The organism is Pseudomonadota bacterium (assembly GCA_026388255.1).
Classification (GTDB): domain Bacteria; phylum Desulfobacterota; class Syntrophorhabdia; order Syntrophorhabdales; family Syntrophorhabdaceae; genus JAPLKB01.
In genome coordinates, this window is record JAPLKC010000043.1 from 69,902 (window position 1) to 89,790 (window position 19,889).

The 19,889-nt window shown below is 44.5% G+C and carries 19 protein-coding genes; 1 reads left to right on the forward strand and 18 read right to left on the reverse strand.

Translation table 11 applies throughout. The features are described from left to right. Positions 1 to 107: 107 nt before the first annotated feature. Both NT178_06040 and NT178_06045 read right to left on the reverse strand, forming a co-directional pair. Positions 108 to 1,841 carry an ATP-binding protein gene (locus tag NT178_06040; GenBank protein ID MCX5812089.1) on the reverse strand — a complete coding sequence of 578 codons (1,734 nt, stop codon included), beginning with the start codon at positions 1,839 to 1,841 and terminating at the stop codon, positions 108 to 110. Continuing rightward, on the reverse strand, positions 1,838 to 2,521 hold the full coding sequence (locus NT178_06045) for a response regulator transcription factor (GenBank protein MCX5812090.1): 684 nt from the start codon (positions 2,519 to 2,521) through the stop codon (positions 1,838 to 1,840). Before NT178_06045 ends, NT178_06040 begins: the two co-directional genes overlap by 4 nt. Positions 2,522 to 2,709: 188 nt before the next feature. Here NT178_06045 and NT178_06050 point away from each other — a divergent pair, with 188 nt between their 5' ends. After that, complete coding sequence (locus tag NT178_06050) at positions 2,710 to 3,798, forward strand: phospholipase A (protein MCX5812091.1); 1,089 nt, start codon at positions 2,710 to 2,712, stop codon at positions 3,796 to 3,798. Between the two features lie 159 nt (positions 3,799 to 3,957). Here the strand turns inward: NT178_06050 and der are convergent, their stop codons facing one another. From der to gyrB, 16 genes are all read right to left on the reverse strand, one after another. Continuing rightward, positions 3,958 to 5,274, reverse strand: a complete 1,317-nt coding sequence (der, locus tag NT178_06055; protein MCX5812092.1) for a ribosome biogenesis GTPase Der — start codon at positions 5,272 to 5,274, stop codon at positions 3,958 to 3,960. 71 nt (positions 5,275 to 5,345) lie between these two features. Further along, positions 5,346 to 6,506, reverse strand: coding sequence for an MFS transporter (locus tag NT178_06060; protein ID MCX5812093.1), 1,161 nt, complete (start codon positions 6,504 to 6,506; stop codon positions 5,346 to 5,348). A 484-nt stretch (positions 6,507 to 6,990) separates the two neighbouring features. Next, a complete protein-coding gene (locus NT178_06065) occupies positions 6,991 to 7,266 on the reverse strand; it encodes a hypothetical protein (GenBank protein MCX5812094.1) in 276 nt (91 codons plus the stop codon). A 217-nt stretch (positions 7,267 to 7,483) separates the two neighbouring features. Continuing rightward, positions 7,484 to 7,831 carry a DnaJ domain-containing protein gene (locus tag NT178_06070; GenBank protein ID MCX5812095.1) on the reverse strand — a complete coding sequence of 116 codons (348 nt, stop codon included), beginning with the start codon at positions 7,829 to 7,831 and terminating at the stop codon, positions 7,484 to 7,486. 107 nt (positions 7,832 to 7,938) lie between these two features. Continuing rightward, on the reverse strand, positions 7,939 to 8,838 hold the full coding sequence (locus NT178_06075) for a proline iminopeptidase-family hydrolase (protein ID MCX5812096.1): 900 nt from the start codon (positions 8,836 to 8,838) through the stop codon (positions 7,939 to 7,941). 20 nt (positions 8,839 to 8,858) lie between these two features. Continuing rightward, positions 8,859 to 9,461, reverse strand: coding sequence for an imidazole glycerol phosphate synthase subunit HisH (gene hisH, locus NT178_06080; GenBank protein MCX5812097.1), 603 nt, complete (start codon positions 9,459 to 9,461; stop codon positions 8,859 to 8,861). A gap of 49 nt (positions 9,462 to 9,510) precedes the next feature. Next, a complete protein-coding gene (hisB, locus tag NT178_06085; protein MCX5812098.1) occupies positions 9,511 to 10,095 on the reverse strand; it encodes an imidazoleglycerol-phosphate dehydratase HisB in 585 nt (194 codons plus the stop codon). 58 nt (positions 10,096 to 10,153) lie between these two features. Then, positions 10,154 to 11,023, reverse strand: coding sequence for an ATP phosphoribosyltransferase (gene hisG, locus NT178_06090; protein MCX5812099.1), 870 nt, complete (start codon positions 11,021 to 11,023; stop codon positions 10,154 to 10,156). A gap of 1 nt (position 11,024) precedes the next feature. Next, a complete protein-coding gene (hisD, locus tag NT178_06095; protein ID MCX5812100.1) occupies positions 11,025 to 12,299 on the reverse strand; it encodes a histidinol dehydrogenase in 1,275 nt (424 codons plus the stop codon). Continuing rightward, positions 12,280 to 13,554 carry a UDP-N-acetylglucosamine 1-carboxyvinyltransferase gene (murA, locus tag NT178_06100; GenBank protein MCX5812101.1) on the reverse strand — a complete coding sequence of 425 codons (1,275 nt, stop codon included), beginning with the start codon at positions 13,552 to 13,554 and terminating at the stop codon, positions 12,280 to 12,282. Before murA ends, hisD begins: the two co-directional genes overlap by 20 nt. Beyond that, positions 13,551 to 14,372 (reverse strand): peptide chain release factor N(5)-glutamine methyltransferase, encoded by an 822-nt coding sequence (gene prmC / locus NT178_06105; GenBank protein ID MCX5812102.1) that lies wholly within the window; start codon positions 14,370 to 14,372, stop codon positions 13,551 to 13,553. Before prmC ends, murA begins: the two co-directional genes overlap by 4 nt. 13 nt (positions 14,373 to 14,385) lie before the next feature. After that, entirely contained in the window at positions 14,386 to 15,450 is a 1,065-nt protein-coding gene (prfA, locus tag NT178_06110) for a peptide chain release factor 1 (GenBank protein ID MCX5812103.1), read from the reverse strand. Between the two features lie 5 nt (positions 15,451 to 15,455). Continuing rightward, entirely contained in the window at positions 15,456 to 15,662 is a 207-nt protein-coding gene (rpmE, locus tag NT178_06115) for a 50S ribosomal protein L31 (protein MCX5812104.1), read from the reverse strand. Position 15,663: 1 nt separating this feature from the next. Continuing rightward, complete coding sequence (gene rho / locus NT178_06120; protein ID MCX5812105.1) at positions 15,664 to 16,917, reverse strand: transcription termination factor Rho; 1,254 nt, start codon at positions 16,915 to 16,917, stop codon at positions 15,664 to 15,666. Further along, a complete protein-coding gene (coaE, locus tag NT178_06125; GenBank protein ID MCX5812106.1) occupies positions 16,907 to 17,515 on the reverse strand; it encodes a dephospho-CoA kinase in 609 nt (202 codons plus the stop codon). Before coaE ends, rho begins: the two co-directional genes overlap by 11 nt. Then, positions 17,512 to 19,887, reverse strand: a complete 2,376-nt coding sequence (gene gyrB, locus NT178_06130) for a DNA topoisomerase (ATP-hydrolyzing) subunit B (GenBank protein ID MCX5812107.1) — start codon at positions 19,885 to 19,887, stop codon at positions 17,512 to 17,514. The genes coaE and gyrB overlap by 4 nt, the downstream gene beginning before the upstream one ends. Between the last annotated feature and the right edge of the window lie 2 nt (positions 19,888 to 19,889).

Below are 19,889 nucleotides of genomic sequence, written 5' to 3' on the forward strand. Positions count from 1 at the left end.
ATTATAATCCCGAAGTGTTATCATAATATGAACGTTGTGTTAATTTTTGGTTAATTTTCTCTGTCCCAACGCTATATGCCCGGCGCTCAAGGGCATCAAACATTAAATCAGTTAAGATTTGTCGGGATGGTAACAATAAATTTCGTTCCCTTTCCCATGGCGCTTTCAACATCTATTGTACCGCCATGCAGAAGGACTATGTGCTTGACTATGGACAGCCCGAGGCCGGTTCCGCCAAGTTTTTTGGAGCGTGATTTGTCTACAACATAGAACCTTTCAAAAATGCGCTGGAGGTGTTTGCCGGGAATACCCATGCCGGTATCTTCTATTGCTATTTTTACATAAGGATGGCTGTAATAAAGAGATACGTTTATTTCTCCCTGCTCTGTATATTTGATGGCATTATCTATCAGGTTTATTAACATCTGTTCCAATTTAAAGGGGTCGGCTTTGATAAGGGGAATGCCCTCTTCCGCGTGAACATTGAACGTAAGCCCCTTTTCTTTTGCCTTTTGATCAAATATTTTAAGGGTATTTTCTGCCAGGGTCGTTAAAGACACCTCTTCAAACTCGATTTCAATCCCTTTTTCTTCAAGCTCGGACAATAGAAGCAAATCACCGACAATGTTCATGAGGCGATCGGTGTGCCGTTTAATGACCTCAAGATAATGAGGATTTTTAATATCTTCCTCGTCTTCGAGTGTTTCAACAAATCCTTTTATCGCCGTGAGAGGAGTTCGCAGTTCATGGGAAATATTGGCAACAAAATCCCTTTTAATTGTCTCCAGGTTTTTAAAATCCGTAATATCGTGGAATATTGCTATCATTTCGTCTCTGGATGTCAGGAATGTTATGCTGCACAGGAAAACCTTCTCTTGCAACCTCACTTCGCCGGTAAAATGCTTTTTTTCGGTTGTAACCTGTTTTACCAGTTCGCCAAACTCGGGCGACCTCAATATCTCCCAGTGGAATTTACCTTCAATGTTGTCATTGTTGATCAATTTTTTGAAACTTTCATTGCTCAGTTTAATCTTTCCTTCCTTGTCAAAAACAAGGAGCATTTCCTGGATGGATGAGATGATTGTGTTGAGTTCTTCGTTATTATTAGATACTTCCTCGAACAGGCCGTGCATCTTTGATGCCATGTTGTTGAAGCTGTCGGCAAGTTCCTTCATTTCATCATCTTTTCTGAGAAATATCCTTGTATTGAAATCGCCCCGAGACAGTGTTTTTGCTGCCTGAACAAGCTTATTCAAGGGTGTGGATATGCTTTTTGATAACACAAGGGAGAAGATCAGGGAAAATATGGTGATAACAAAGGCAATCCAGAAGATTTTTATCTTTATGTCGTAAAGAAGGGCGTTTATCTGTTTGAGAAATGCGCTGAGCCTTATAACACCGATAATGACATTATCTTTTTCGATTGGAAGGGCGACATAGAGCATCTCTTCTTCAACGGTAACGCTGAATCGCCGGGATGTGCCGACACCCCCGGAAAAAGCTTCTATTACTTCCGGTCTTATTTTGTGGTTTTCCATTGTCTTCGGGTCTTTTTCCGAGTCGGCAACGACAACGCCTTGTTTATCAATTATAGTGATTCTTGAATGCATTTCGTTTTTCAAGGATTTTACAAAAATATCCAATTCCTTGAATTTACGTTCGTGTATAAATGACAATATTTCCGGCTTCAATATAATAGCGAGGTTTTTTAAATTCCCGGTATATGTTGCGATATACTGGGTTTTGATCGTTTTAAAAGAAAGTAGCGGTATCAAAGCAGAAAGAACGATGGTGATTAAGACACAACTGCCGAATATTTTTGTAAATATCGGGAATTTCATGCTTCCAGTTTATAGCCTACGCCTCTGATGTTCTTGATAAACGCCCCTGCCTTGCCGAGTTTTTCCCGAAGGTGTTTAATGTGCACATCGATTGTCCTGTCCAGTACCATTTTATCATTCCCCCAGAGATTCTGGAGGATTTGGTCTCTTGAAAACACCCGGCCTTTTTTCAAAGAGAGCATCTGTAGGATATTAAATTCGGTGGAGGTTAACTCAATCTTGTTTCCTTCGACTTCAACCTCGTGTTTTTCTAAGTCCATGCATATCAAATCCCCGATGATAATCTTTTTTGTTTCTTCCTTTTGTGTGTGCCTTCTTAATACAGCCTTGACCCTGGCGACAAGTTCGCGGGGCGAGAAAGGCTTGGTAACATAGTCGTCGGCGCCAAGCTCAAGGCCTAAGACCTTTTCTGTTTCCTCAACCCTGGCTGTGAGCATAATAATCGGGATATTGGCATATTTATCCTGGCTTTTTAAAGATTTACAAACTTCAAAGCCATCCATATCTGGGAGCATAAGATCAAGGATGATCAAGTCAGGGGTTTCGGAGCGTAGGAACTTAAAGAAAGATTCGGCATCCCGAAGTTCTTTGACCCTGAAGCTTGCCTTTTTGAGGTTTATCGATACAAGCTCTGCAATATCCGGTTCATCATCTACGATTGCAATCAGTTTAAGTGTCATGGAGATTTTCTCGAGGCATTTTTTTACTAATTATATTATTTATTTTGTATATTCTCAAATATTTCTCGTCATGCAATTTATGTTACTCTGCTATTTTTCATTCATTCTGCCAATATCTTGCCTTGATCGCGGTAATTGTTGCTTTTTCGCACTGGCCGGATTATTCTTCAAGAAAACCGGGGGTACTTATGAAAATATCACAACAATTACAAAAACATAAAAAGGGTCTGCCGCGTATCATCGCGTATAGCTCGATACCACTTCTCGTGGTTTTCTTTCCTTTATGCAGCAGCGCAGTCGCGGACATTGCCGGCAGCATAGGTGAATGTGCAAAAATACCCGATGATGCAGCAAGATTGAAATGCTTTGATGACCTGACCGGGAGGAGCGTCCGGGTAAAGCCTGCGGCCCCTGCGACGAAAGCAGAGGATAAACCGTCTCAACCAATTGCGCGGCCTTCGGTGATGTCCAAGCGTTGGGAATTGGACGAAACAAGCCGGAAAACCGCGCCTGTTATCAGGGCTCACCGCCCGAACTATATCCTGCCCCTCGCTTACAATGCATCGCCGAATCATGACTCCATTCTGGATATGGATCGGCAGGCAAAAGCCCAGAACGCTGAGGCAAAATTTCAAATAAGTTTTAAGGTTAAGCTTTGGGAAGACGTATTGGACAAGGATGTAGACCTTTGGTTTGCCTATACCCAGCTCTCCTTCTGGCAGTTATATAACTCAACATTTTCCTCCCCCTTCCGTGAAACCGACTATGAGCCTGAACTGTTCCTGACCTTCCGTACAGATTACAAACCTTTCGGCCTCGATCTTTTCGGCTTGAAGGGACGCACAGTCAACATAGGCATTGACCATCAATCAAACGGCCGTTCAATGCCGCTTTCGCGGAGCTGGAACCGTATTGTTACAAATCTCGGATTTGAGAAAAATAATTTTAATCTCTTTGTAAAAGCTTGGTACAGGTTGCCGGAGAGTGCCCGGGATGACGATAACCCGAATATCGAGAAATATATGGGGTACGGCGAGATCTTGGGAACATACTACTGGAACAAACACAGGTTCGGCGCAATGCTGCGCAACAATCTGCGGACCGGCGATAATAAAGGTGCCGTACAGCTTGATTGGAGCTTCCCCTTCCCCTTTATTAAGAACGATCGTTTGAGCGGTTATATCCAGTATTTTAACGGTTACGGGGAGAGTCTCCTCGATTATAACGCAAATTCAAACCGTATGAGCATAGGCATTATGCTGGCAGACTGGAACTGATACCATGTTGCCTTCATTTGCCCATCTTTGTTGTCTCCTCCTCGCGCTCCTCTATTCCCGGGGGCTCACGCGTCGCTCCCTCCTGCAGCAAGGCTGCGAGGTAATGTGGTTGCCCCGAAGCAAAGCTTCGAGGAATCTATTGATTGAATAAACAAAGGATTATTTCTTTCTGAACACCAACCGTATGGGGGCGCCCATGAAGCTGAATTTCCCCCGGAGCGAGTTTTCAAGATATCTCTTGTAGTGCTCGGGTATGGCCTTGGGGTAGTTTGAGAAGAGCATAAAAGTCGGCGGAGAGGTTTTGGTCTGGCTTGCATAGAATATCTTTATCTGTTTGCCCTGGACATGAGGAGGGGTTACTTTGTCAATAAATTCCCCGATGGCCTTATTCAGCATTGGTGTGCCTATCTGTTTCTCCATCTGTTTATGTATCCTCAAATCCGTATCGATTATGCTCTCAATGTTCAGTCCGGTTACGGCAGATACCGAGATAACAGGGGAAAACGAGGCATGGGGCAGCTTTTCCAGGGCCATCTTCCTGTAGGTTTTCATGTCTATTTTCCCTTTTACAAGGTCCCATTTGTTGACAACGATGCACAGGCCCTTGCCCCGTGACACAACAGTATGGGCTATGCCTGCATCCTGATGCGTGACCCCCTCCTCGGCATCTATTGTCAGATTGATTACATTCGCCCTGTCTATACTATGAATTGCACTTGATACAGAATACTCTTCAACCTTGATGGAGACCTTGCTTTTTCTCCGCAGCCCTGCGGTATCGATGAGTATAATCTCCCTGTCTTTAAAAAGTATCCGGGAATCAATGGAGTCTCTTGTGGTCCCCGGTATATCGCTTACTATCATCCGCTGTGATCCGAGCAGTTTGTTCGTAATGGAGGATTTTCCAGTATTCGGCTTACCCACAATGGCAATGCGAATCGCCGAGGGCAACTCAGCCTCCGGCAAAGGCTGGAATCCCTGACTACTGACTACATCGCACATCTCATCCAGCAGTTCTCCGATTCCTATTCCGTGGAGGGCGCTTATTGTATAAAACTTTTCAATGCCAAGCTCGTAAAATTCGGCCGAGGTGATCTCCGTTTTGTTCGAATCAACCTTGTTTATCACATAGATGACCGGTTTATCATATTTTCTCAGGTCCTTTGCAATGTCCCTATCCTGAGGAAGGATGCCGTCTCTGCCGTCCAGGACAAAGATAATGGCGCTTGACTCTTCCATGGATATGCGTATCTGTTCCTCTACCAGCCGGAAGATACTATTTTCTGAAGAAAGCTCGAAACCTCCCGTATCAACAAGGACAAAGTTGTGCCCGTCATACTCGAACTCCCCATAATTTCTGTCCCTTGTAACACCGGGTGAATCTTCTATGATTGCCTTTCTGTAGCCGACAATTCTGTTAAATATGGTGGATTTACCTACATTCGGCCTGCCAACGATACTGATAATCGGTTTCATATGCTCCTTTTTCCAAATTTATTAGCGCTTATTATCAACAAACCATGTGAAATTGAAGTTTATCCTGTTATTCACCCTTTGTATTTTACAATCAGACTTAAAATAAATCCGATAAAAGGCAGAATCATTATGGATTCGAGGGCAACAGGTACACCAAAATTGTCTGCCACAACACCGAGCAGCGTTACCCCTATGCCGCCCGTCCCTATAGCAAAACCTACCATCAAACCCGAAGCAACCCCAAGCCTGTTCGGGAGGAGTTTCTGCGCCATTACGATAGTTACGGAAAATGTAGAAATCATCAGCATGCCTTGTAGCCCAAGAACTACAAAGAGGAGATAACTCTTCTGGATGAAAGGCACAAAGATAAGCGGAAGCGTTATGGTACCAAGCAGCATGGATACAACCAGAAAGAATTTATGCCCCCACCTGTCGGCAAAAGGCGCGCCGATCAGCGTACCCACGGCCCCGCAGAAAAGATACGTAAAGACAAGTTTGCCTGCGAACATAGGGTCGCCCTTCAGATAGTTTATGTAATAAAAGGGGATGTATGTCATAAGTCCCATCTGTGTCCATGTCCTCATCACAACGACTGCAATTATAATGAAAAGGGAGATATAGGCGCTCAAGGGGGCCCCGGGAGCTGCCTTTTGTTTCTCCGCATGTTCGAGCGCAGGAATGACAATAGTCTTTCTGTAGTAAAGTATTATTGCCGTGCATACAAGCGACGGCAGTACAATCAGGGGGAGAGAAGAAAACCCGAGGTATTGGATAATACAAATCGAAAAGAGAGGTCCCAATGAAAAACCGAGGTTTCCCCCGACAGAGAATATAGACATGCCGGTAACGCTCTTTTCACCGGTAAAAAAATGAGCAGTCTTGTATCCTTCAGGGTGGTAGGAGGCAATGCCCAGCCCGCTTATTACCACGAGGACAAGTACAATGGCGTAGCTTGACGGTATTGAGATCAGTGAGAATCCGATGCCTGCGCACAATAAGCCGATGGGGAGAAGCACGGCTTTCCCTTTTTTATCCGAATAAAAACCAAAGAGCGGCTGGAGAACAGAGGAGGTGAAGTTTGACATCATCATGATAAAGCCTGTCATGGTATATGAAAGCCCGAGGCTCTCCTTTAGAAAGGGGAGCGTTGCCGGGAGCGCCCCCTGATAAATATCAACGGTGAGATGCCCGAGCGATAGTATGAGAAGAACCTTGAGATTAAATTTTTTCATCGTTGTTGCTCACATCCGTTCGCAATGAAACCTTGCCGGTCTTCCTGAATTTTAAAACATCTATCTGCCTGGAAAGACATGGGGTATTCTAACAGGGAAAGCCCGGGAAGGCAACACATTGCTCATCCAAGGCTTCTCTACGCTACTCTTTGTGTTTGCCAAAAGCCACATATCCCCGGGCAGCCCGATAAGAATTACGATGTTGACGGGGAAGCATACTTGTGAGCTACGATGGGAGGCCTGAAGGCGTACCGAGGGCATTTGCTGACAATGTGTTAGCAAATGCAATAAATCGCCGGAAAGTCAATAGAGGCGCTGATCGAGCGATTTCACTTTTGAAACTGCCGGAGATACCAATTCGGATTCAAAGATGGCACCCAGAGGGTGCCCGGGCGACTATCCGGGAAAAACCACCCGTTTTCCTTCCCTTGGTGGTTTGTCGTTTTGATTCTGGAAAAATGGATAGCACACTGGCGGGGGCGCCTCAGGCTTCTATTTTCGGCTTCCTCTTCACAGGTTTTTTTGCCATGATTGCATCAACTTTTATTCCGAGTCTCGTAAGGTGTCTGGTGAGACGATCCACCACAATTACCTGCACATCGTTGGCCACCATGGTCTTGAGTATATCTAAATGCTGGTTGGCTTCGTCAAGACGATGTTTTGACTCCGGTGCTGCCTTTCGTTCTGCCAACAAGGTGATCTTTGTGGCAAGCGCTTCAATATGTTCCCTTGTTTTTATAAACTCGGCTACGGTGGACATTTGTCACTTCCTTTGAAATGGTTAGATGATAATCTGTCAGGAATCGAGATTCGATTGTGATCCGTATCGGCCGACTCCGTAAATAGCTGCAGAGCAAATAGGATGGGATCGACCGTGACTATACTATAGTGTACCACTTTTTGAGAGAAATGTCAGAAATGATTACAAGGGTAGCCCAAGAAAACCTCCTGGAAATCCTCAAGCAGTTTTCTTGGGCTTATAGAAGATTGTATTTCTTTCTGAAAAACTCATAGGCTTCCATAATTGCTCTGGTTTTTTTCTCGGCCATTTCTTGAAATTCTATCCCCAGATGCTGCACCTTATCCGGGTGATATTTTGCGAGGAGCTCTTTATATTGTTTTTTGATAGTTGCCGGGCTATCTTCGGCTGTGACCTCTAAAACGTGTCGATACTCATCTTCTGTGTTTTTGTATTCCCGGTTTTGGTACTGGTAGCCACCTCTTTCATTTCTTTGATACATTTCTTTTTTGAACATTCTTATCAAGTAACGAAAGGTGAGGTAGCCCGCTACGATGAAAATGATGATTGTCACAAAACGCATCATCTACCTTTTCTCCAGAATGTTATGATTTGAAATGAACCTCCCCGAAGCAGAGCTTCGAGGAATCCATTGATTGAAACTCATACCAATTCACCTTCGATCATATAACTTCATTGACTCCTTTTTTCAACGCCCCCGAGGAAATTACGTACTGCTGCAAGATATTCTTCGGGCTTTTCGATATGATGGTTATGCGATGCATTCTCAAAAACAACAATTTCCGAACCAGGAAGCATGCTTTGGTAATACATCGTTGCGGCAGGCGTTGCTTCGTCATATTGCCCGCAGGTGAAGAGGACGGGTACGGTTATTTCTTTTAACCTTTCTGCCCGTTCATAATCTTTTAGTGTCCCGCTCATGGTGAATTCGCTTGGTCCCCACATATACTCATATACAGCGTGTCCCATCTTTTCAATGGTTCTGTTCAGACAATCGGGCCGGGAATCTAAACAACAAACATGGCGTTCGTAGTATGCCATAATCGCATCCTGATATTCGGGGGAATCGAAATTCCCGGAAGCTTCGCTTTTCAGAATAGTTTTTTGAATATCCTCCGGAAACTCCAGCAAATAAGTCCTCTGATCTGCGGCAAAACGGGAAGCGCTTATACAGGGGCCGGAAAGTATCAGGCTTGTTATCCCTTCAGGTTCACGGGTGAGCATGTAATCAACGGCAAGCATGCTTCCCCATGACTGTCCAAGAATATGCGCCTTCTCAAGCGCAAGGGCATTTCTGATGAGTACAATCTCTTCCACAAAACGTTCAATGATCCAGAGAGACGTGTTGTCAGGCCTGTCGGAATATCCGCATCCGAGCTGGTCGTAGAAAATAACCGGCCGTTCATCGCTTAGGGGTTCCACCGGTTCGAGGTAGTCATGGGCTGCCCCCGGTCCTCCGTGCAAAACAAGAAGCGGTATACCTTTTTTGTCTGCCCCCGCCTTTCGGTACCACACTCTTCCACCGGTTACCTGAATGTAACCTTCCTGTACTGCTCCGGAATTTATTGACATTCTATCTCCCGGTTACGTCCTTATTTGCACATGTCTATAAAGTTTTGCAGGAGTTTAAGCCCGGCTCGCTGGCTCTTCTCCGGGTGAAACTGGCAGGCAAAGAGGTTGCCCCTTTGAACTGATGAGGCAAATTCAACACCGTATGCTGTTTTTGTTGCTGTCACGTCTTCTGCTGGACGGCAATAATATGAATGGACAAAATAAAAAAATTCGCCATCGTTGATACCTTTAAAGATATTGTTCTCCCCTTGAATCTCTATGCTGTTCCACCCCATGTGCGGCACTTTGACGGCCCCTGTAAACCTCGGCACATCGCCCTTGATTACCCCCATGCCTTCAACGCCGGGCGCTTCCTCGCTTGATTCAAACAATGTCTGCATGCCCAGACATATCCCGAGATATTGTTTATCGTTCATTATCAACTCTTTTATAAGGTCAAAAAGTTCGAATTTCTTCAGGTTCTCGATGCATTTTCCGAAGGCGCCCACACCGGGCAGCACAATGGCATCCGATGCTTTGATTGCTTCTTTTTTTCTCGTAACAACAACATCCCCGCCGAGTATCCTGAAGGCGTTTGTCACACTTCTCAGGTTGCCCATGCCGTAATCAACAATTGCTATCATAACCTTCCTGTTCCTGTTTCCAATTATTAATTCTAAACCATTTATTGCCTTACAGCATGCCCTTTGTTGAGAGCACTCCCTTGATGTTTTCGTCCTTCTTTGTTGCATCTTTCAATGCCCTGCCAAAAGACTTGAAGATCGCTTCTATCTTGTGATGGAGGTTCTCGCCGTAAAACAAATTCATGTGCAGGGTTATCTTCGCTTCGTTTACAAAGGCCTGGAAAAATTCTTTAACAACGCCTGCGTCAAAGGTACCCGTTGTCCCCTGCACTTTGCCTTTCCACACAAGGGCCGGCCGGCCGCTGATATCAATAGCCATCATGCACAGGGATTCGTCCATGGGTGTTACAGCATATCCATAACGCTTCAGCCCTTCAAGGTCTGCTATTGCTTCCCTGAATGCCCTGCCCATGGCAATGCCTATATCCTCCACTGTGTGGTGGCAATCTACGTCCGTGTCTCCCTTTGCCTCGATTTCAAGGTCAAAGAGGCCGTGCTTTGAAAACAGATGGAGCATGTGGTCAAAGAATGGGATGCCCGTTGACACGACATATTTTCCTTCTCCGTCAATTACCCAATTAATTTTAATGGCCGTTTCTTTTGTCTTTCTGCTTACCCTTGCTTCTCTTTTCATGGCTCCCCTCTTTAATCGGCCTGCAAACCAAATTGGTTCACTTTTGAGTGCTTGCCGATTACGGAATTACTTTGTTCAGCGGATATTCCACAATGTCCACTGCGCCCGCCCTCTTCAGGTTCGGTATAATATCCCTTACCACTTTTTCGTCTATGACAACTTCAATTGCCACCCATTCATTGTCGGAAAGGGTAGAAACTGTTGGCGTACGGAGGCACGGGAGCGTCTTTGTCACTTCGTCCAGTCTGCTCTTCGGTAAATTCATCTTAAGTCCCACCTTTTCCTCGGCAAGAAGTGCTCCCTTCAACAATATGACAATGTTTTCCATCTTCCTTCTTTTCCACTCATCCTTCCATGAGTCCTTGTTCGCGATCAGCACTGTTTCGGATTCAAGGATGGTTTCCACAATTCTCAGGTTGTTTGCTTTGAGTGATGCCCCTGTTTCCGTAACCTCTATAATGGCATCAGCCAGAAGTGGCGGCTTTACCTCTGTCGCCCCCCAGGAAAATTCGACTGTGGCGTTTATACCCTTCTTTTTCAGGTATCTTTTGGTAAATCCTACCAGCTCTGTTGCAATCTTCTTGCCTTGCAAATCCTCCACTTTCCGTATGGGCGAGTCTATCGGCACTGCAACAACCCATTTAACACCGCGAAACCCTATCTTGCCGTACCGTAATCTTACAAGCTCTTCAACCTTTGCATTCTGTTCAAGCACCCAGTCATAGCCTGTAATACCCAGGTCAAGTATGCCGTCTTCAACATATCTTGCCATCTCCTGTGCCCGTATTACAAGCCCTTCTAACTCCGGGTCGTCTATTGAAGGCACGTAGGACCTTTCGGGAAGTTTTATATTAAAGCCCGCATTTTTGAAAAGCCTGAAGGTTGTTTCCTGTAAACTCCCCTTGGGCAAACCGATTTTTAACTTCATATTACAACTCCTTTCTTGCTTTTATGGATTCTCCGTGGGCAAAAAGGCCTTCAATCCTTGACAGCCTTATTGCATTGTCACCGTATTTGTCTAAGAATTCTTTTTCTATTTTAACCGTTACCTTCCTTCTCGTAAACCTGTCAACGGAAAGGCCTCCCGTAAACCTTCCTGCGCCTCCTGTGGGCAACACATGGTTTGTTCCGATATAATAATCCCCCATAGCAACCGGCGTGTACGGACCGAGATAGACAATGCCGGGATACCGTATCTGTGCTGCAACGCCTTCGTCCCCTATCAATTCCATATGTTCGGGTGCAATAGTGTTTATAGCCTGGACAGCTTTATTTACGTCCCGGTAATGGACAAAGAAGCTGTTCCCTTTTAATGCCTTTTCAATAATCTCTTTTCTCTCATTGACAACCATCAGCTTTTCTATGCTCTTCGATATGCTCTCAATATGCTCTTTCGACGGTGAAAACAGCCCCACTGTGGCCATTGCATCGTGCTCGGCCTGTGAGAAAAGATCCCATGCCACCGCATCCGGCGAAAATGCCTCTGTACAAAGGACAATAAGTTCTGTGGGCCCGGCCAGCATGTCTATACCTACTGTTCCGTAAACATCCCGCTTTGCCTCATCTACATAGGCATTGCCCGGCCCGACAACCATATCCACCTTCGGTATGCTTCCTATTCCATACGCAAAGGCATATACTGCCTGTGCGCCGCCTATGCGATATACGTCCTTTATCCCCAGGAGCAAAGCGGCGGCGGACACATGGGGGTCCAAAGACCCGTCAATAGTCGGGGTTGTCGCATATATTTTGTCCACTCCTGCAATCTGCGCCGGTACAACCCCCATGATCAGAGATGAGGGGTACGTTGCCCTTCCTCCGGGCACATAAACCAGCACCCGCTCAACGGGCTCAAGGGTCTCGTGCACGACAACACCTTTTCTTTTGTATGTCCTTTTACGTCCGCCCTGTGTTTTGTGATATTGCGCAACGTTTTTTATCATTCCCCTGAGTACGGCAAGGTCTTTCCTGTTTACCAGGGATGCCCTTTCCCGCAGTTCGTCTTCGCTTATCTTAAACGGGTGGCCCATTGTCCACCTGTCCCATTTTCTTGAAAACTCTGCAAGGGCTTCTTCGCCTTTTTGCAACAATTCATTTTTTATATTTTCAACAGAATTTTTTATGTCTTTTTTCTGTTTTTCCCTTCCATCAACAACAAAGGCGAGGAGCTCGCTATATTCCTTTTCAAGATCCCAGACCTTCATCCTTTCTCCTTTCTATCTTTGCACCCAGTTTCGTCAGTTTTTCCTCTATTGATTCATAACCCCTGTCAATGTGGTAAATCCTTGAAATCTGGGTAATACCGTAGGCGGCAAGGCCCGCAAGCACAAGGGAAGCGCTTGCGCGCAAATCCGATGCCATGACCTTTGCTCCGGAAAGCATTTTAACGCCCCTTACTATTGCCGTATTCCCTATTACCTTAACATCGGCGCCCATCCTCCTGAGTTCCGCTGCATGCATCATCCTGTTTTCGAAAATAGTTTCCGTTATTGCACTCACGCCTCTTGAAACACTCATAAGCGCCATAAACTGTGCCTGCATATCAGTAGGAAAGCCCGGATAAGGGGCTGTTTTTATATCCACCGCCACCGGCTGTTTTCTTGACATGGAAGTTTTTATCGTGCTGCCGTCTTCTGTAATATCCATGCCCGCCTCTTTTAACTTTTCAACAATAGGCATTACGTGCATCGGGTCGCACCCTTCAATAACAATGCTGCCCCTTGTTATTCCACAGGCAACAAGGAATGTGCCTGTCTCAATCCTGTCCGGTATAACATTATAATCACAGGGAGTCAGTTCATCAACGCCTTTTATCCTGACAATCTCTGTCCCTTCTCCTTCAATTTTCGCCCCCATTTTTTTCAACATGCGTGCAAGGTCAACCACTTCCGGCTCACGGGCTGCATTTTCTATGATTGTTTCTCCCTTTGCCTTAACTGCCGCCATTAAAATGTTTTCCGTACCGCCCACTGTCGTCGTATCAAAGTGTATTATTGCGCCCTTCATCTTTTTTGCTGTCACATCCACGTATCCCTTTTTAACCTTCACATCGCAACCAAGCGTTGAAAGCCCCTTCAGGTGTAGGTTTATCGGTCTCTCCCCTATTGCACACCCGCCGGGATATGACACCGTTGCCTTTTGTAACCCGCCGATGAGCGCACCAAGGACAAGCACGGAGGCTCTCATCTCCTTTACAAGCTCATATGGCGCAACATGATTATCAACGCCCCGCGAGTCCACCTTCAGTGTATCGTGTCCGGACCAGACGGCATTGCTGCCCAGAAGGTTGATAAGTCGCAACATGGTCTCCACATCTTTCAGGCGCGGCACGTTGGTAATATTATAGATACCTTTTTGAAGAATGGTTGCTGCAAGGAGCGGCAAAACAGCGTTTTTTGATCCGCTGATTTTTACTGTTCCACCGAGCCTTTCTCCGCCTTCTATCACAAATTTATTCATGCGCCTTCAATTACCCTTTCCCTTCCGGATAAGTCCGTTTTCAGGGTTGTTTTAAAACCCAGAGATTCTAACATATTTCTCACTTTTCGGCCCTGTAAATTACTGCCGATCTCACATAAAACGTGCCCGTTCTTTTTCAGATAATACGGCAGTCCGGCCACAAACCTTGCATAAACCTCCACGCCTTCTTCCCCGCCGTAAAGCGCAATCCTCGGCTCAAAGGCCTTTACATCTTCTGCCAGATCATTCCATTCCTGTTGAGAAATATACGGCAGGTTCGCCAGAATCAAATCAAATCTTCTGTCCTCTTTTATACCTTCGAATAAGTTCGAGCAAACAAAGTTTATATTGTTCTTTGTCCCGAGCTGCTTTGCGTTTCTTTTTGCGACACGCAACGCATCGAGCGATATGTCTACACAAAACGTCTCGCACAGCGTCTTTTTTGCTAATATTATGCCTATTGCCCCCGAACCGGTTCCCATATCCATTACACGAACAGTGCCGGGCTTATTTTCAATTATTCTCAGCGCTTCCTCGACCAGGATTTCCGTCTCCGGTCTCGGCACAAGAACATGCTGATCCACGTGGAACACTTCGGAAAAGAACTCTTTGCTTTTCACGATGTATGCGAGCGGTTTCCCTTTTTTTCTTTCCCCGATCAACTTGTCTATGTGCAAAGCCTCTTCTTTTTCCACTTCCCTGTCGAGATTAATAAATATTTTTTCTTTGCTTAATGAAAGGGTATATGAAACGATGTTTGTTAGATCGAGGGGTGCAATGATGTCTCTTTTTTCAGTAAATATGTCTCTTATGCGCAAGCCCGTTTCCTGCTTACCCTTTTTTCAAGGCTTCTGATTGAAAATGGGCTACTAAAGGAGTTAATATGTCATCAATGTTTCCATTCAATACATCCTGGAGCTTGTAAAGCGTAAGGCCGATCCTGTGGTCTGTAACCCTGCCCTGGGGAAAGTTGTAAGTCCTGATGCGTTCGCTGCGGTCACCTGTTCCTACCTGTTTTCTCCTTTCCTCGGAAATTTCCTGTTCTTTTTCGTCCTCCATCTTTTCTTTGAGGCGGGCGCGCAACACCCTTATGGCCTTTGCCTTGTTTTTGTGCTGTGACTTTTCGTCCTGGCAGGTAACAACTATGCCTGTCGGTATGTGTATAACCCGCACAGCAGAGTCTGTAGTGTTTACATGCTGCCCACCTGGACCGCTCGACCGGAATACATCTATTCTCAGCTCATCCTGGTTTATATTAAATTCCGTCTCTTCGGGTTCGGGCAAGACTGCAACGGTTACTGCCGACGTGTGTATCCTCCCCTGTGCCTCTGTAACGGGAACCCTTTGTACCCTGTGAACGCCGCTCTCATACCTTAAAAGGCCATAGGCGTCTTTGGCCTCTATAACCATTATAGCTTCTTTCAGGCCCCCGAGGTCCGACATGCTCGCCTCTATCAGCTCTGTTTTCCATTTCATTTTCTCAGCATATTTCATGTATATGGCAAAAAGATCCCTTGCAAAAAGAGCTGCCTCCTCGCCTCCTGTTGCTGCCCTTATCTCAAGGAACATACTCTGAACCGGCTTTTCGTGACCCTTTAAGAGTTTGTCACGCAAAAGTGATTCGAGCTTAACCCTTTCCCTCTCAAGGCTTCCGGCTTCTTCTCTTATTAATGCTTTCATTTCTTCGTTTGTTTCGGCCTTCAGCATCTCTGAGGTTTTTCCTTCTTCCGCAACTTTGCCTTTCCAATTCCTGTGAAGATCTACGAGCTCTTTCAGTTCGGTATATTCCTTGGCAAGCTTCCTGTATGTCTCCAGATTAGCCGTTGCATCGGGCCTTGCCATATCTTCTTCGATCTGGCAGTATCTTTTTTCTATTTCCTCCAGTCTTCCAAACATTGCAATTATGCGCTCTTTTTGCCGTATCTCCTTTCAAATTTCTCTACCTGACCGGCTGAGTCCAACCGTTTTTCCTTTCCGGTAAAGATGGGGTGACACTTTGCACATATTTCTACAGTTATTTTGTCTCTCACGGACAGCGTCTCAAAGGTATGTCCGCATGCGCATCTTACAGAAGCATTTATCAGATTCGGGTGTATTCCTTTTTTCATTTCAAACTCCTTTGCTCATATTATTTAAAAAGTCTTTATTTGAATCGGTGTCCAATAGTTTTTCAACAAGAAACTCCATGGCGTCAACGGGGTTCATGGGCTGAAGCACTTTTCTTAAAAGCCATACCCTCGACAGGTCGCCGTTATTCATTAGCAGCTCTTCTTTTCTTGTCCCTGATTTATTTATATCAATGGCAGGGAATACCCTCTTTTCTGCGAGCTTCCTGTCAAGGTATATCTCCATATTGCCTGTGCCCTTAAATTCTTCAAAGATTACCTCGTCCATCCTGCTCCCGGTATCTATAAGGGCTGTGGCAACTATCGTCAGACTGCCGCCTTCTTCTATATTCTTGGCAGCGCCGAAAAACCTCCTTGGTTTCTGCATAGCCGATGCATCTATACCACCGGAGAGTATTTTTCCGCTCGACGGAACAACCGTGTTGTAAGCCCTCGCAAGCCTTGTTATGCTATCGAGTAAAATAACAACATCCCTTTTATGTTCTACAAGCCTTTTGGCCTTCTCTATAACTATTTCTGCTACCTGAACATGTCTTGTTGCCGGTTCATCAAAGGTAGAACTTATAACTTCACCCTTAACCGATCTTACCATATCCGTCACTTCTTCCGGTCTTTCATCGATCAGGAGAACGATGAGGCTGATCTCTTTGTGGTTTTCGGTAATGCTGTTTGCTATGTGTTGCAGGAGCATGGTTTTTCCGGTTCTGGGCGGGGCAACTATCAACCCTCTTTGTCCTTTTCCTACAGGTGTAAAGAGGTCCATAACCCTTGTCGACATATTCTCCGTGATAGTTTCGAGGTTTATTCTCTCGTTAGGATATATGGGCGTAAGGTTGTCAAATATGATCTTGTCTTTCGCCACACTCGGGTCATCAAAGTTTATCGTCTCCACCTTCAGCAGGGCAAAGTATTTCTCGTTGTCCTTTGGCGGTCTTATCTGTCCCGACACGGTGTCGCCGGTTCTTAATCCGAACCTTTTTATCTGTGATGGGGATATATATATATCGTCGGGACCCGGCAGGTAGTTAGAGTCGGTTGACCGTAAAAATCCGAAACCCTCCGGGAGTATCTCAAGCACCCCTTCGCCGTTCACAGATTCATTTTTATCTACAAATGCCTGGAGAATAGAAAAAATAATCTCCTGTTTTCTCATACCGGAAGGGTTTTCTACACCCTGTTCTTTTGCTATGGCTGTAAGCTCCCCAATCCTTTTCCTTTTTAGATCATTAAGATGCATATAATTCTTCCTCCCATACCTTAATACTGCTTAAAAGGCCTTCCACCTCTTCTTTGAGTTCTTCTATTGTACCGTTGTTATGAATAACGTGGTCTGCCATCGCTTCTTTTTCCTTGAGCGGCATCTGAATCGCCGTCCTTTGATCTATATCGTCTTCATCCATGCCCCTTCTTTTTAGTCTTTTCTTTGTCTTTGCTGCATTTGTGGAAACAACTATAACCCTATTAAGTTCTCTGTGAAGGCCTTTTTCATATAATAAGGGGGCGTCTATTACTACAGTTTTTATACCCTTTTCCTCCAGATTTTTTATCCTGTCATGCATTTGTTCTCCGACTTTCGGGTGAATTATGTCCTCGAGCTTCTTTAATTTCTCTTTGTCCTTGAAAACCAGTTCCCTTATCCTCTGAACGGCAACGCTGTCTTCTGTTATGTAGTAACCGCCGAAGGCTCTTTCAATGTCGTTTTTTACATCTTCCCGCTCTGCGACATCTTTTGCTACTTTATCAAGGTCTATAACCTCTATGCCCTTTTTTCTAAGCATGTCTGATACGGTTGTTTTACCGCTTCCGACAATTCCCGTTATGCCGATGAGGATCATATATCGAGGTTTCTGACATTCATAGCGTTTTGTTCAATAAAGGCCCTTCTTGTTTCAATATTGTTGCCCATAAGTACGGTAAACATCTGATCTGCCTCAATAGCATCTTCTATTGCAACCCGCAACAGGCTTCTCCTCTCAGGATCCATTGTGGTTTCCCAGAGCTGTTCGGGATTCATTTCGCCCAGACCTTTATATCTCTGTATGCTTATACCTTCTTTCCCTTTTTCATTGATGAACCTTAAAAACTCTTCTGCACTAGCGATTGTTTCCTCTTTTCCACCACTTATCACCTTAACCTTCTTTTCATAAAAGTCGTGCGCTTTTGCATATTTTTCGAGGGTCTCAATATAATCAGCCTGGTTGCATATTTCATAATCTATTGTGCTGCCTTCCCCTTTTTGGTCGGTTCGTTCTACACGTATGGTAAACAGGTTGTGCTCTCTGTCTCTCACCACTTCGGTGCCGTATCCGTAGCCATCCAGGTATTCCTTGAATTTATACAGCTTTTCTCCTCCTTCAAAATCCTCTCTATTCCGGATCAATGCCCTGAAAAGGCTTATGATAACCTTTTTACTATTGCCAAGCCTTTTCATATCCTTCAGATAATATTCTACACTTCTTACGTTTTCAACGCTCTGCGTAAATTCATGTTTATCAATCTCTACATTGTCGATATAACAAACTGTTTTTTCTATTCCCCTTTGTGTTACAAACCTTTCAAACTCATCTTCATCTTTTATATACAGTTCTTTTCCGCCGTGTTTTACCTTGTAAAGAGGCGGTTGCGCAATATACATATACCCGTTTGCTATCAGATCCGGCATTTTTCTGTAAAAAAGCGTAAGAAGCAACGTCCTTATGTGTGAACCATCAACGTCCGCATCTGTCATGATTATAATCTTTTTATACCTTAATCTGTCGATACCGTTCAGATTGGTACCCAGGGCAAGGTAAACATTCCTTACCTCCTGATTTGACAGTACCTTTTCGGGCCTTGATTTTTCAACATTCAATATTTTTCCTTTTAGAGGGAGTATCGCCTGCGTTCTTCTGTCTCTTCCCTGTTTTGCAGAGCCTCCTGCAGAATCACCCTCAACAATAAAAATTTCACAAAGATCGGGGTTGGTTTCCTGACAATCGGCAAGCTTTCCCGGTAAAATACCGCTTTCTATCAAACTCTTACTTTTTATAAGATCTTTAGCCTTTCTTGCAGCTTCCCGCGCCCTCTTTGTTTCTATTACTTTATTTACAACAATTTTTGCAATATTTTGATTTAATTCAAAATACTCGGCAAGTTTTTCATTTAAAACAGATTCTACCAAGCCCTTTATTTCGCTATTTCCGAGTTTTGCCTTTGTTTGTCCTTCAAATTGAGGGTTTTGAATTTTTGTATTAATAACCGCAACAAGCCCCTCTTTTACATCGTCTCCTGATATCGGTTCTTTTGTCTTTTGTGAGCTATTCGTTTGAATGAAATTATTGATACACCTTGTCAGGGCACTCCTGAAGCCTGCTACGTGCGTACCGCCCTCCTGGGTGTTTACGTTATTCACAAAACTATATACATTCTCATTATATCCTTCATTATACTGAATGCCAACTTCTAATGAATCAAGCAGATTTTTCGAGCTTGCTATAAAAATTGGTTCGTCGAACAGAACATTTTTGTTGCTGCTTAAAAATTTTACGAATGCTTTTATGCCGCCTTCGTGTTTAAACTCCTGTCGTTTCCCTTTTCTTTCATCAATAAGAATTATGTATATACCGTTGTTCAGGAATGATATTTCCCTCATCCTGTGCGCCAGTGTTTCATTGCTGAATTCTATGGATTCGAATATTTCTTTATCCGGTTTAAACCATATCTTCGTCCCTGTTTTTTCCGTATCACCTATTATTTTCAACTCTGTTTTTTTATTTCCGCCTTCATACCTCTGTGAAAACACGCTGCCGCCTCTCCTTACTTCTACCTCAAGATATTCCGAAAGAGCATTTACAACAGACAGACCTACGCCGTGCAACCCGGCAGAATATTTGTATGAATTTTTATCGAACTTTCCGCCTGCATGTAGCTTTGTAAGCACAACCTCCAGCGCGGGCATATTTTCTTCTATGTGCATCTCTGTGGGTATTCCTCTTCCATTGTCCTCACATGTAACACTGTTATCCCTGTGTATTGTAATGGTTATTCTATTACAGAATCCCTCCAGAGCCTCATCAATACTATTATCAACAATTTCATATACAAGATGGTGGAGTCCTTCGAAACCGGTATTTCCTATATACATAGACGGCACTTTTCTAACAGCATCAAGCCCGCCCAATATTTTTATACTTCCTGCTCCGTATTCGCTTATTCCATTTTCAGTCATTC